The 14,898-nt window shown below is 29.9% G+C and carries 13 protein-coding genes; all 13 read right to left on the reverse strand.

The window, feature by feature from the left end:
* Window position 1 precedes the first annotated feature (1 nt).
* The 13 genes from priA to I4V63_RS02395 all read right to left on the reverse strand — a co-directional run bounded on the left by priA (window position 2) and on the right by I4V63_RS02395 (window position 14,860).
* Window positions 2–2,209 carry a primosomal protein N' gene (gene priA, locus I4V63_RS02335; RefSeq protein ID WP_195999695.1) on the reverse strand — a complete coding sequence of 736 codons (2,208 nt, stop codon included), beginning with the start codon at window positions 2,207–2,209 and terminating at the stop codon, window positions 2–4.
* Between the two features lie 97 nt (window positions 2,210–2,306).
* Window positions 2,307–3,494 carry a bifunctional phosphopantothenoylcysteine decarboxylase/phosphopantothenate--cysteine ligase CoaBC gene (gene coaBC / locus I4V63_RS02340; protein WP_195999696.1) on the reverse strand — a complete coding sequence of 396 codons (1,188 nt, stop codon included), beginning with the start codon at window positions 3,492–3,494 and terminating at the stop codon, window positions 2,307–2,309.
* Between the two features lie 2 nt (window positions 3,495–3,496).
* Complete coding sequence (gene rpoZ, locus I4V63_RS02345) at window positions 3,497–3,715, reverse strand: DNA-directed RNA polymerase subunit omega (RefSeq protein ID WP_195999697.1); 219 nt, start codon at window positions 3,713–3,715, stop codon at window positions 3,497–3,499.
* Window positions 3,696–4,328, reverse strand: a complete 633-nt coding sequence (gene gmk / locus I4V63_RS02350; protein WP_042396957.1) for a guanylate kinase — start codon at window positions 4,326–4,328, stop codon at window positions 3,696–3,698. The genes rpoZ and gmk overlap by 20 nt, the downstream gene beginning before the upstream one ends.
* On the reverse strand, window positions 4,328–4,597 hold the full coding sequence (locus I4V63_RS02355) for a DUF370 domain-containing protein (protein WP_042396960.1): 270 nt from the start codon (window positions 4,595–4,597) through the stop codon (window positions 4,328–4,330). Before I4V63_RS02355 ends, gmk begins: the two co-directional genes overlap by 1 nt.
* Before the next feature lie 13 nt (window positions 4,598–4,610).
* Window positions 4,611–5,492 carry a YicC/YloC family endoribonuclease gene (locus I4V63_RS02360; RefSeq protein ID WP_195999698.1) on the reverse strand — a complete coding sequence of 294 codons (882 nt, stop codon included), beginning with the start codon at window positions 5,490–5,492 and terminating at the stop codon, window positions 4,611–4,613.
* A gap of 389 nt (window positions 5,493–5,881) precedes the next feature.
* Entirely contained in the window at window positions 5,882–7,246 is a 1,365-nt protein-coding gene (locus tag I4V63_RS02365; RefSeq protein WP_195999699.1) for an NCS2 family permease, read from the reverse strand.
* Window positions 7,247–7,516: 270 nt separating this feature from the next.
* Window positions 7,517–8,485, reverse strand: coding sequence for an asparaginase (locus I4V63_RS02370; protein WP_195999700.1), 969 nt, complete (start codon window positions 8,483–8,485; stop codon window positions 7,517–7,519).
* 392 nt (window positions 8,486–8,877) lie between these two features.
* The gene (locus I4V63_RS02375) at window positions 8,878–9,282 is read right to left on the reverse strand and encodes a PBECR2 nuclease fold domain-containing protein (RefSeq protein ID WP_195999701.1); all 405 of its coding nucleotides are present in this window, start codon (window positions 9,280–9,282) and stop codon (window positions 8,878–8,880) included.
* A gap of 190 nt (window positions 9,283–9,472) precedes the next feature.
* On the reverse strand, window positions 9,473–10,951 hold the full coding sequence (spoIVA, locus tag I4V63_RS02380; protein ID WP_195999702.1) for a stage IV sporulation protein A: 1,479 nt from the start codon (window positions 10,949–10,951) through the stop codon (window positions 9,473–9,475).
* 257 nt (window positions 10,952–11,208) lie between these two features.
* Window positions 11,209–12,201: an NAD(P)H-dependent glycerol-3-phosphate dehydrogenase gene (locus I4V63_RS02385; protein WP_195999703.1), complete on the reverse strand. Its 993-nt coding sequence runs from the start codon at window positions 12,199–12,201 to the stop codon at window positions 11,209–11,211.
* A 2-nt stretch (window positions 12,202–12,203) separates the two neighbouring features.
* The gene (gene der, locus I4V63_RS02390) at window positions 12,204–13,523 is read right to left on the reverse strand and encodes a ribosome biogenesis GTPase Der (protein ID WP_195999704.1); all 1,320 of its coding nucleotides are present in this window, start codon (window positions 13,521–13,523) and stop codon (window positions 12,204–12,206) included.
* Window positions 13,523–14,860, reverse strand: coding sequence for a DUF512 domain-containing protein (locus tag I4V63_RS02395; RefSeq protein ID WP_195999705.1), 1,338 nt, complete (start codon window positions 14,858–14,860; stop codon window positions 13,523–13,525). The genes der and I4V63_RS02395 overlap by 1 nt, the downstream gene beginning before the upstream one ends.
* Between the last annotated feature and the right edge of the window lie 38 nt (window positions 14,861–14,898).

Genomic DNA, 14,898 nt, shown 5'->3' on the forward strand with positions numbered 1-14,898 from the left:
CCTAGAATAAATTATTTGGATTTATATCTATACTTATTCGTATATCATTATATACGTTCTTGTTCTCATCATAAAGTAATTCTTTAATTTTTTTTGCAAAATCTGAATTAAATTCACCTTTTATCACAATTTGCCATCTATAATTTTCTCTAACCTTAGAAATCATACATGGAATTGGACCTAAAAGTTCAACATCAAACTCCCTTTCTACCAAAGGTTTAATCATATTAGATATTTTATGCATAAAATTCTTTAATAAATCCTCTTTTTTAGCTGTACCATTTATTAACAACAACTTTCCAAAGGGTGGGTATTTCATCATTGCTCTAATAGTAAATTCTTTATCATAAAACCCTTCATAATCATAATTCATAGCATATTGTAAGCTGTAATGATCTGGAGTATAAGTTTGAATTATAACTTCTCCCTGTTTATCACCTCTACCAGCTCTTCCTGCAACTTGTGTTATTATTTGAAAAGTTCTTTCTGCTGCTCTATAATCTGGTATATTAATAGACATATCAGCAGCTAAAATACCAACTAATGTAACATTTTTAAAGTCTAATCCCTTGGAAATCATTTGAGTTCCAATTAAAATATCTGCTTCACCATTTTTAAAGCTATTATAAATTCTTTCATAAGAATTTTTGTCTCTTGTAGTATCAACATCCATTCTTATTACTCTGGCATTTTTAAAGTATTTTTTTACTTCTTCTTCAACCCTTTGTGTACCAGCGCCAAAAAATTTAACGTACTTACTATGGCATTTTGGACACTCTTTAGGTTCTCTCTGTGTTTTCCCACAATAATGACATACCAATAATCCATTTTTATGATAAGTCATAGAAATATCACATTCTTCACATTTGAAAACATAACCACAACCCCTACATGAAACAAAGGTAGAAAATCCTCTTCTATTTAAAAATAAAATTACTTGCTCTTTCTTTTTCAATCTATCTTCAATTGCTTTGAATAACTCTCTACTAAATAATGATTTGTTTCCACTTCTAAGTTCATTTCTCATATCTTCAGTTTTCATTGGTGGCATTGCTTTACCATCAACTCTAGAATTAAGTTCTAATAATTCTATCTCCCCAGTTAATGCCCTATAGTAAGTTTCTATGGTTGGTGTTGCTGAACCTAAAATTACTTTACAATTCTTTAACTCACTTATGAATTCTGCTATTTCCTTTGTTTGATATTTAGGATTTTGCTCAGATTTGTAGGTATTTTCATGTTCCTCATCTATAATAATAAGACCTAAGTTTTGTGCCGGTAAAAAAATAGCACTTCTAGCTCCAACTATAACCTTTGCTTTTCCTTCTTTGACTCTATACCATTCATCAAATCTTTCCCCATCAGATAATTTACTGTGAAATAAAGCAACATTTACTCCAAACCTTCCCTTAAATCTTTCAATCATTTGTGGAGTTAGTGCAATTTCTGGAACTAATATAATTGATGACTTATTTTCTAATAAAGCCTTTTCTACAAGCCTCATATAAACTTCCGTTTTACCAGAACCTGTGACACCTTTAAGCAAAAACAAATTACTTCTAGAGCTATTATACTCATTTATTACCTTTCGCTGCTCAATAGTCAATTGCTTTGCGTTATCATCATTATATGTTCTATTATTATATCTAAAAACAGTTTCTTCTTCTACTGTCAAAACATCTTTTTCAATTAATTTATTTAGTTTATATTGCGAAATTGAATAATTATTAATAAGTTCACTCTTAGTATATTTTCCAGAATTATTTTTGAAAAATTCTATAATATTCTTATATCCATCTGGTTTTTGTATACTACTTAAATCTTCACTTTTTAATACTATAACCTTTTTGCTTTTACTCTTTGCACCCTTCATTATCCCAACAGGAATTAATAGTCTAAAAGCATCTATATATTTGCATAATGTCTTTTCCCTTAAAAAATCAATAAGCTTAATATTGTCAGCATCAATAACAGGTTCTTTTACTAAAATAGTTGAAATATTTTTTGTTCTAAACCTTATGTCAACTTCTTCTTCACTTTTTACTGTTAATACAAAGCCTTCAGATGTTTTATTACCTTTTCCGAAAGGAACTTTTACTATCTGTCCTACTTTAATATCACCCTTAAGTTCTTCTGGTACTTTATATGTAAAAGGTCTATCTATTTCTAACGCTTCAGAATTTACAATTATTTCAGCATATAAATTCAAATTATCACCTTCTTACCTTAAGCTACAACAGTAAAATACTAATATAATTACATATTTAATATTTTAGATTGAATACTATATATAAAGAAAAGCGCAATTAGCGCTTTTCTAAAATCATGTCAAATATATTACTTGCAACTTCCTTTTTACTCATTTTTTCAAGCTCAACCTTTTCATCATTTTTAGATAAAATGATTACTTTATTATCTTCACTTCCAAAACCAGTATCAGAAGATGTAATATCATTTGCTACTATAAAATCTAAGTTCTTATTTTTTAGTTTCTTATTTGCATTTTCAATAACATTATTACTTTCTGCTGCAAATCCAACTAAAATTTGGTGTTTTTTTATCTCTCCTAAAGATTTTAATATATCATTATCTCTAGTTAAACAAAGGTTAAGATCACCATCACCTTTTTTTATCTTTTCTTCACTATATTCCTTTGGCTTATAATCAGCAACAGCTGCTGATTTGATAACTATATCTGCCCATTCAAAATACTGCAAAATTTCATTTTTCATTTCTTCATTAGTTTTTATGTTAATTATTTTTACGTCTTTAGGCGGATTTAAATTTGTAGGACCTGATACTAATACTACTTCTGCTCCTCTTTCTCTTGCTTCTTCTGCAATTGCATATCCCATCTTTCCTGTTGATCTATTTGTAATATATCTTACTGGATCAATAGGCGCAATAGTTGGACCAGCACTAATCAGCACTTTCTTTCCTAACAAATCCTGTTCCTTTTCTTCTAGCTCTTCTAATACTCTTTCAACAATTGTATTAACATCTGCTAATTTACCGATTCCAATATCACCACAAGCTAATCTACCACTAGCTGGTTCAATAAATTTATAACCAAAATCTTTTAATTTAGAAATATTATTTTGAACTATTTTATTTTCATACATATTTGTATTCATAGCTGGTGCTATAAGAACTTTAGCTTTTGTTGCCATTATAGTTGTTGATAACATATCATCTGCAATTCCATTAGAAATCTTTCCAATAATATTTGCAGTTGCAGGAGCAACTAACATTAAGTCAGCTTTTTGTGCTAATGATATGTGTTGTATTTCCCACGCTTTAGGTTCTGCAAACATATCAGTAACAACCATATTTTGACTTATAGATTGGAATGTTAATGGATTTACAAACTTTGATGCACTTTCAGTCATTATTACATGAACTTCGATACCTTTTTTTCTTAAGGCACTAATTACATCTAATGCCTTATATACTGCAATTCCTCCAGTAACGCCAATAACAACACATTTACTCATAACTATTTAAGTCCTTCATCACTTTTATGATAAGAAATTTCACCTTCATTTACTTCATTTATTGCTAATGTTAATGGTTTCTTTGAAGAAACTGAAGTTAATGGTTTAGCACCATCTATTATTTGTCTTGCTCTTCTTGATGTCACTATAACTAGTGAATATCTGTCTTCTACCTTTTGTAATAAGTCCACCACTGATGGATTAATCATAGAGTTGTTCATGAATTAAGCCCTCCTTAGAATCTAATATTGTATCTTTTATTCTATCTACTCTACATTTTTCTGCGGCAATTATTCCTTCTATTTTTGTAACTGCCGTATCAACTTCATCATTAACTACTGCATAATTATATTTAGAAACATAGTTTATTTCTTGATATGCATTTTTAAATCTTGTCATTAATGATTCTTCAGTTTCGCTTCCTCTTTTTATTATTCTATGCTTTAATTCTTCCATAGATGGAGGAAGTATAAAAATAAATACTCCTTCACTAAAGTTTTCTTTTACCTTTAGTGCACCTTGAATATCTATCTCTAATATTACATTTTTTCCTTCTGCTAACATTTCCTCCACTTTAAACTTTGGAGTTCCATACATGTTGCCATGAACATTAGCATACTCTAAAAAGTCATTTTTTTCTACTCTTGCTATAAAGTCTTCTTTAGTAAGGAAGTGATAATTTACACCATCAACTTCACCTGCTCTTGGACTTCTTGTAGTTGCTGAAACAGAAATAAATAAATCATCTCTTTTTTCTAAAAGCGCCTTACAGATAGTTCCCTTTCCAGCTCCTGATGGACCGGAAATTACAATTAATAGTCCTCTATTATGCATTATTCATCAACCTCATCTACAGCTTCATCTTTAACTACTAATCTATGTGCAACAGTTTCAGGTTGAACTGCTGATAATATAACGTGGTCACTATCAGTAATTATAACTGCTCTTGTTCTTCTTCCATAAGTAGCATCAATAAGCATTCCTCTATCTCTGGCTTCTTGGATTATTCTCTTAATCGGCGCTGATTCTGGACTTACAATTGCAACTAATCTATTAGCTGAAACAATATTACCAAAACCAATATTAATTAATTTTATTCCCATTCTTCTCCTCCTACTATTCTATGTTCTGCACTTGTTCTCTTATTTTTTCAAGTATATTTTTTATATCAATAACTATATTAGTCATTTGAATATCACTAGATTTTGAACCAATTGTATTAGTCTCTCTATTCATTTCTTGAACAATAAAATCAAGTTTTCTTCCAATAGGTTCATTTAATTTTAAGGTTTCTCTTACTTGATTAATATGGCTTTTTAATCTTATTATTTCTTCATCAACAGTTGCTTTATCTGCCAATATACAAACTTCAGTAGCTACTCTATTTTCATCTACTTCAACTGCTCCTAATAATTCTTTTAATCTATCTTCAAGTTTTTGTTTAAATGCTTTCGGAATGCTATCTGCAAATTCTTCAACTCTTACTACTAATTCTTCAATTTGCTTAACCTTAGCTAATATATCTTCTTTTAATTTATTTCCTTCAACTTCTCTCATACCAATCATCATATCTAATGAAGCACTTATTAAAGGTTTTAACTCTTCCCACATTTCATCAACTTTATCTTCTTCTTCGACAATAGTAATTACCTCTGGGAATCTTGCAATTTGCATTACTGATATATCATTTTTAACATCTAGGTTATTTTCAATTTCTTTAAGACATTTTAAATATTCTTGAGCTAAATTAATATCTAATTTAGGAATTCCACTACCTTCGTTGTAACTTTTTAAGTTAATAAATACATCAACTTTTCCTCTGCTAAGAGAATTGCTAATCATTTTTCTAATTTCTTCTTCTAAAGAAATTATACTTTTAGGCATTCTTATGTTTACATCTAAGTATCTACTATTTACACTTTTCATTTCAACAGTAAAGATTCTTTTTTTACCTTCTTCACTACTGCTTCTACCAAAGCTAGTCATACTCCTTATCATATTATTCTCCTCACTGCTTATTATTTTTTATCTCTCAATAAAATTTATTGCGTTCTTAATAACAGTTCTTAGTTTATAACCTAAGTGACTTTGATGTCAATATTTTGTTAACAAATTGTTCATAATTATTTTTTTTAAATAAAAAGAAGCTAGATAATATCTAACTTCTTTCAAATAAAATATTAATATTTTCGTTAATTGTTTAAATCAAACTCAGCTCCTAACCGTCGCTGAGTACACTAAAGTGTACTTTCAACTGACCAAATTAAAATTTGGAGTTTCAAGCAAGTTCGAGTAGCCAAATTAAAATTTACTATTTTCAAATGAAACTCAACTCCTGAACGTCGCTGAGTAAGTTCGAGTAGCCAAATTAAAATTTGGACTCTCACTTATAGCAATATTAACTTGAATACAAATATAATTGCTAATACATACATTATCCAAGAAACCTTATGTCTGTCTTCTTTCTTAGAAAATATATTGTATAAGAAATTAATAATTACATATGATAATATTCCTAGTGTTAAACCATCACCAATACTATAAGTTAATGGCATTGCTGCAATAGTCAAGAATGCTGGTACTCCTTCTGTAATATTATCAAATTCTATTTCTTTAACTGCTCCAAGCATTAAGTAACCAACATAAATTAATGCTGGGGCCGTTGCACAACCTGGTATAGCTATAAATATTGGTGAGAAAAACATAGCTATTAAAAATAATACCCCTGTTGTTATTGCTGTAAATCCTGTTCTTCCACCTGCTGCAACACCAGTTGAACTTTCAACATAAGTAGTTACTGTAGAAACCCCTAATAAAGATCCTGCTGTTGTACCAACTGCATCTACTAACAAAGCTCTTCCTGCATTAGGAACTTTCCCATCTTTATCAAGCATTTTTGCCTTAGAAGAAACACCTACTAAAGTTCCCACAGTATCAAAGAAATCAACAAATAAAAATGTAAATATTACTGTAATAAACATTTTAATATTATCAACACTGAAAGCATGTACTAAATCTACTTTACCTGCAATTTCTCCAATCCCTTCAAATTTAAATATCCCTGTTGGTAAGTAAATTCCAAGTGCAGCTGCAGCATCAGTATTCATTAAAGCATATCCCCATCCAATTAATGATGAAATTAAAATCCCCCAAAGGATGGCTCCTTTTACCTTCTTTTTATCTAAAACTGCAATTATAATTAAACCTATTACTGTAATTATTACAGCTGGCGAAAAATGTCCTAACTCTACCATTGTAGATTCATTTGCTACAACTAATCCCGCATTAACCATACCTATAAAGGCAATAAATAATCCAATACCACCTGTTACTGCTAATTTCATATTTTTTGGAATTGCATTTACAACTGCTTCTCTTACTTTGAATAACGATAGTATAATAAAAATAATACCTTCAATAAACACTGCAGATAATGCAACTTCCCACGTAACTCCCATTTGTCCAACTACAGTATATGCAAAGTATGCATTTAGTCCCATTCCAGAAGCTAAAGCAAATGGCAAGTTAGCAAACACACCCATAAGTATACAAGCAATACCAGCTGCTAAACATGTAGAAGTTACTAGTGCTCCTGCTGGCATACCAGTTGTAGATAAGATATTTGGATTAACAGCAATAATATAAGCCATAGTTAAAAATGTTGTTAATCCAGCAAGCATTTCCTTTTTCATATCAACTTTCTTGTTTGATAAAATAGGAAGAAGCTTTTCTCTCATAGTTAAATTCTCCATTATAATTCCCCCTTATACTTTATATATTTAAAGCTATTACTAGTTTCATTCTAGTAAGCATGCCTTAACAAAAAAAAGCTACAAAATCATAAGATATACTTTGTAGCTAAATTAATACTAATAATATTCGCATTATATTAAATTTTGAACAAGCAACATAAAAAAATACGAATATATAATTTACCTTATACTTAAATTATACGGTATACTTACTTGTAAGTCAACATTTTTGCGTACATTAATTTATTTAAATTATGTAATGTTCGTATTTTAAAATTGTTTTTTTATCTCTTCTTTTCTTATATTGCTATTAATCGCTAACGCAAGCTTTATTCTCGCTTTTTGACCTGGTAAAGTATCCCCCAAAATAACGCCTAAATCCTTTAGCATTTTTCCTCCACCTTCATAACCATAAGATTCATGAACTCTTCCTTCAAAGCATCTTGAAACAACCACAACTGGAATTTCCTTATCTATTGCTTTCTTTATTCCATCCACCATTCTAGGCGGTACATTTCCTCTTCCTAAAGCTTCAATAACAATTCCACCAAAACCTTTTTCTACAACAAAATCAATTAATGTAGAATCCATATCTGCAACACATTTAATAATAGCAACATCTTTATTTATTTCTTTCACTTCATACTTTTCAGATTTTTTAGCTTCTCTATAAAACATTACTTTATTATTATCAACTATTCCAATTGGTCCAAAATTCGGAGTTCTAAATGCATTTAAAGCCATAGAATTTGCTTTTGTTACTTCTGCTGCAGAATTTAACTCTCCATTAAAACACACAAGTACTCCTCTTCCCCTAGAATCTTCAGATATAGCGGTACAAATTGAAGCTGCTAAGTTAGAAGGTCCATCATATCCTAATTCCGATCCACTTCTCATCGCTCCTGTAATTACAACAGGCTTGTCACTATTTATTGTTAAATCTAAAAGATAGGCTGTTTCTTCTAATGTATCTGTACCATGTGTAATAACAACCCCATCAATATCATCTCTATTTAATAATTCTCTCGAAAATTCGCTTAACTTTAACATTGTTTTAAAAGTCATATGTGGTGATGGCATACTTGAAAAGTTGTAAGATTCTATTTCTGCATACTCTTCTATACCAGTTACCATTGACATTATCTCTTCCCCAGTTAAACTAGGTACTGCTGCTTTAATTCTTTCATCAACTTTCATAGATATAGTTCCACCATTAAAAATTACTGCTATTTTCTTCATTTTCATCCTCCAAGCTTTTTACGTTTTCCTTTTAGATACATTTTATCTATTTTACCTTTTTATTTTTTAAATTACCTAAGGCTTTTTAGTTTAACTTTAAAGTTATAAGTGCCAAGTACTAAGTTGCAAGGAAAATTTAATCCATTCGGAATTTAGTAAATTATATTTCTATAAAAAATGCTTAAGGAGACTAATCCTTAACATTATATTTACCCTAACTAACTTCAAATCCTTATCACTCTTAACTCACTAAATAATTATCGGCAGGCCGACACTTCCTGCATCTCTGGTTACTGAAATTTTCAGCGCATGAGGAGCCCTTTCTCACCTCAACAATTATTTATATACATTATTTCATATTATACATTTTCAAATTATTTATAGCAAATAAATTATTTATTTTCTTTAATACTGATTAGCTTACCACTATAAATTCTATTTTCAATTTTTTTATCAGTTATAGGATACATAGTTGTTACATAGATATATTCTTTTTCTTCATCAACTTCAACTCCTAAAAGCAAATTAGTATAAACCCTCTTAATAAATTCTACAGCAGTCTGTCCCTCGCCATTTTTATAAATCCCAATATAGTCAGGATCTTCTAGAATTTTCTTCATCCAATCAAGAATGCTTGCTTTAGTTTTTCTATCTAATTGTTTTCCATGTCTTTTCATGATATGCTTTAGCACTCCTGGGGAGGCATATATTGCTCCAGTAAACTCTATACCTAACTCATTAGCTATCTTTTGCCTTAAATATCCTACTCTTTTATAGGTACAAAATCTGCTCTCCATACTATCCCTCTTCACTATAATATATTAAGCATAATACTATCTGCTTAATATATTCTATTCTAGTAAATGGACAGTTTACACTAAAACATGAAAATATTTTATATTTTTTGAACCTTAATATTCGTGTTTTTACGCTAAAAAAATAATCTACTACTAAATTATAAATATTTAGTAGCAGATTATCCCTATGTTATAGTATTATACAAATTAAACCGCCATTACCTTCATTAATAATTTTTTGAAGTGTCTTTTGGATTTTAACTTGTACATCTTCTGGCATCTTATATAATTTGTTTTGTAAGCCTTCTTTTACTAAAACCTCTAATGATTTACCAAACATATTACTTTGCCATAACAATGCTGGGTCCTTTTCATATTGCTCCATTAAAGCTGTAACAAGCTCTTCACTTTCTTTTTCTGAACCCATAATTGGGCTAATTTCAGTTTTAATATCAGCTTTTATAAAGTGAAGTGATGGTGCACTTGCTTTTAATTTAACACCAAATTTTGTTCCTTGTTTTACAATCTCAGGCTCTTCAAATTTCATTTCACTCAATTGTGGAGCAACTAATCCATATCCAGTTTCTCTAACGTCAACTAACGCATCCTTGATTTTGTCATATTCTCTCTTTGCTATATTTAAATCTTTTACTAGTGCAATTAAATCACTTTCACTTTCAATATCAACATCACAATTTTCACTAAGTACTTTATAGAAAATAGTTTCACTTGGCTTTAAAAGTATATTAGCTGTTCCTTCACCAAGTTTTATTTGAGTCAAATCAGATGCACTTAAATTTTCATTTTGTTTAGCATCATAAAATGCTGGTTTTATGTCCCTAATTTTATCTATACTATCACACATTCCCTTAATAATTTTAAAGAATTCTTTCTTTAGCCAATGATCAGGGTCTAAGCTTTCTACCCATGTTGGCATATCAATATTTATTTCCTTTACAGGGAACTCTTTAAGTACATGTTTAAAAAGTTTTTCCACATCTTTTTCACTCATATTTGAAACATCCATAACTTGAACTTCTACATCATATTTTTTTTCTAGTTCAAGCTTTAATGTATCAGTTTCTGGAGAGTTTATGTTCTTGGTATTAAGTACAATTATAAAAGGTTTATTTATAGCCTTAAGCTCATCTACAACCCTTTCTTCAGCCTCTACGTATTCTTCTCTATCTATTCCTGTTATACTTCCATCTGTAGTAACTACAAGCCCCACAGTTGAATGATCTGTAATAACTTTTCTTGTCCCAATTTCTGCAGCATCTTCAAAAGGTATTTCATATTCATACCATGGAGTATTAACCATTTTAGGTTCTTCATCTTCTAAGTATCCTAAAGCCCCCTTAACTATATACCCCACACAATCTACTAATCTAACCTTTAACTTTACATCTTCATCAATTGTAATTTCTACAGCTTCATTCGGAACGAATTTTGGTTCTGTTGTATGAATAGTTTTTCCTGAACCACTTTGTGGTAGTTCATCTTTAGCTCTTTCTTTTTTATAAGTATTTTCAATCTTTGGTATAACCATAAGGTCCATAAATTTTTTAATAAATGTAGACTTCCCTGTTCTAACAGGTCCTACAACACCTAAGTATATGTCCCCTTGAGTCCTTTCCGCAATATCTTTATATATATTGAAATCACCCATAAGTACACCCTCCTATTTATTTTTAACACTATATATATATTCCATAGTCAAAAAAAGTATACTACTTTTTTAATTTTAATAAATTAATGAAAATTCCCAGATTTCAAATGCATTTGTTTTTCTTTATTTTTTTCATTATCTATATAGTTAAAAATATGTAGTTAGAAAAGCAAATATGATATTTTTTACATAATAAATAAAAATTAAATTTTGCTAAAAAAAAGAAGCTATAAATCAACTTATAGCTTCTTTAACAATTAATAATTTTCTGCTTTTTTATCTCTTTGCAGTAATTCGCTTACCATTTCTTTAGCATCCTTATCTTCAAAAAGAACTTTATATAGAGCATCAGTTATTGGCATTTCAACATCTAACTTTTCTTTCAAATTGTAAAATGCCTGACATGCCTTAATACCTTCAACAATCATTCCAACTTCTTCAACAGCTTCTTCTCTTGTCTTACCTGTTCCTATTAAGTATCCTGCCCTTCTATTTCTAGAATGCATACTAGTACAAGTTACAATTAAATCACCCATTCCAGTAAGTCCTAAGAATGTTTCTACTCTTCCACCAAGTCTAGTTCCTACTCTAACTATCTCAGCCATACCTCTAGTCATAAGAGCTGCTTTTGTATTATCTCCATAACCTAATCCATCACAAACTCCTGCTGCTAAAGCTATAATATTCTTTACAGCTCCTCCAATTTCAACACCAACTAAATCATCATTAGTATATACTCTAAATGTTTTAGTCATAAATAGATCTTGAACTTCTTCTGCAACCTTCATATTTTTAGAAGATGTAAGTACTGTTGTTGGAATATCAAAGGCAACTTCCTCCGCATGACTTGGACCTGATAAAACTACTACAGGATTGTTAAGTTCTTCTTCAATAACCTCAACTAATGTTTTATTACTGCCCTCTTCTATTCCTTTTGCAATACAAATAACCGGTACATCTTCTTTTATTAATCCTTTAATACTTTTTGATGCACTTCTAATTACATGAGATGGAACTGCTAATACAACATAATTTGAATCTTGTATTGCATCCTCTAAATTATTATAAGCTGTAACATTTTTAGGTACATCTAATCCTTTAATGAATTTATCATTTCGTCTATTAACATTAATGTCCTCAACAACACTACTATCTCTATCATATACTGATACAACATTTCCTTTGTTTGCTAATAAGATAGCTAAAGAAATTCCGAAACTTCCTCCGCCTAAAAAAGTCACCTTACTCATAATTACTTATCCTTTCTCTCCCTATATTCTATTTGTATTCCAGTACCGCTGAAATCAAAATTATCTCTTAATTGATTTTCTAAATATCTTTCGTAAGAGAAATGTCTGCAGCTAGAATCATTAACAAAGAATACAAACTTTGGTGGTTTTGTAGCTACTTGAGTTGCATAGTATATTTTTAATCTCTTTAATGCAACTACTGGTGGTTCTTTCATTAATATTGCTTTATTTATAACATCATTTAATACACCAGTACCAACTCTCTTATCGTAATTATCATAGCATTGTCTAGCAACTTCTAAAACTTTATGTGCTCTTTGACCAGTTAATGCTGATATAAATAAGAATTTAGCATATTTTATAAACTTAAGCTTACTTTGTAAGTCTTTTTTATAATTTTCCATTGTCTTATCATCTTTTTCAATAAGATCCCATTTGTTTACTATAACCATTATAGCCTTATTTAATTCATGTGCAAAGCCTACTATTTTTTCATCTTGCTCAGTAACACCTTCAGTAGCATCTATCATTAAAATACATACATCAGCTCTTTCAACAGCAGCAAGAGTTCTAATTACAGAATATCTTTCGATTTCTTCTTTAACTTTACTCTTTCTTCTAAGACCAGCAGTATCAATTAATGTAAATTTACCAAATTCACATTCAATTTTACTATCGATAGCATCTCTTGTAGTACCTGCTATGTCAGATACTATTAATCTGTCTTCACCTAATAATCTATTTATTAAAGATGATTTTCCTACATTAGGTTTACCTATCATAGCAATTTTTATGTCATCATCTTCTTCATCTTTTCCAGCAATTGAATCAAAATGAGCAACTACCATATCAAGCATATCTCCAAGACCCTTTCCTTGTCCTGCAGATACAGCTACTGGATCTCCAATTCCTAAATTGTAGAATTCCCAAGCATTTTCTTCATCTTTTAAGTTGTCAATTTTATTAACAACTAAAACTACTGGTTTTTTAGATTTTCTAAGCATTGTAGCAACTTCATTATCAGCAGCCGTCATTCCTTCTTTACCATCAACTACAAACATTATTACGTCAGCAGTTTCTATAGCAATGTTTGCTTGTCTTCTCATTTGCTTAACTATTATATCTTGGTTTTCTGGTTCTATACCACCAGTGTCAATCATTGTGAAAGTATGATTTAGCCACTCAGCCTCTGCATATACTCTATCTCTTGTTACACCTGGTGTATCTTGAACTATTGAAATTCTTTTTCCTGCTAATTTATTGAATAATGTAGATTTCCCTACATTAGGTCTTCCAACTATAGCAACTATTGGTTTTGCCATTATTTTATTTCCTCCTGACACGCATCATTTATTATGCTTACTATATCTTCTCCTGTATGATCACATACAAGAACTTTAACCCCTAACTCTCTTTCTATATCTTCTATTCTTGTATCATCTAGCATGATATATTCAGCTGGACCTAATTCATATCCTTTTCTAAACATATTGTTTGACATGATTAAGTACTCACTATTAATTTTTCCTTTTAATTGTCCAATAATATCAGTTCCAGTAAGAAGCCCTGCAACAGTTATTGTTTCACCAAAGAAATTATTAATAATTTCATATGTATCTATTTTAATATTAGGGTTAGCGTTCATTAACTTTTCCATTCCACTTTTTACTTCTTCATAAGCAAGTTTACCTGTTGGTACTGAAAAGGTTCCTTTTATATTTTTATTCAAATCTTGAGCTGTATAGTTTATGGATTCTCTAAAACATCTAATCATTCCAATTCCATCTTCTATTTGCTCATATCCATTATAAAAATCTTCATCAGGTACATCTATACCTGATACTAAATAAAACTCATCAGAAAATCTTACAAATGGATCATTTATCTCTTCCATAAATCTTTTTTGGAATTCCATAATCATTTCTAATTCTTTTCTTGCAGTTTCTTCATTAAATGTTTTTACTTTAACTAATCCTTCTCTATATTTTGTAACTCCAATAGGCACTACTGCAATATTGGCAACTGAAGGATATAATTCATATAACTCAGTAATTGTCCTCTTAAGCTCCTCACCATTATTTACTTCAGGTATAAGAACTATTTGACAATGCATTTCTATTCCAGCTTCAGCTAGTCTTTTCATTCTATCATAAACTGCACCTGCAAATCTATTGCTAAGCATTTTTACTCTTAACTCTGGATTTGTTGTATGCACCGAAATATTTATAGGACTTATTCTGTATTTAATAATTCTATCTATATCTTCTTCTTTCATATTAGTTAAAGTAACAAAGTTACCTTGAAGGAAAGAAAGACGCGAATCATCATCCTTAAAATATAAACTTTCTCTCATCCCTTTAGGATTTTGGTCTATAAAGCAAAACATACATTTATTACTGCATCTTTTTGCTTTATCCATAATACCTCCACCAAATTCTAGGCCCAATTCTTCTCCATAGTCTTTTTCTATTTCGTAATCCCAGACCTCTCCATTTGGCTTTTGTATTTCTAAAACTATTTCTTCATCGTTAGTTAAAAACCTGTAGTCTATAATATCAACTATCTTTTCTCCATTTACTGATAATAAAATATCATTTTCTTCAATGCCTACTTCTTCAGCAATACTATCAGGCATTACACTTGTTATTACATTTTTCATAATGTCACTCCTATAATTACCTACCATCTCTATGTTAT

This window comes from Clostridium sp. 1001271B_151109_B4 (assembly GCF_015670405.1).
Classification (GTDB): Bacteria; Bacillota; Clostridia; order Clostridiales; family Clostridiaceae; genus Clostridium.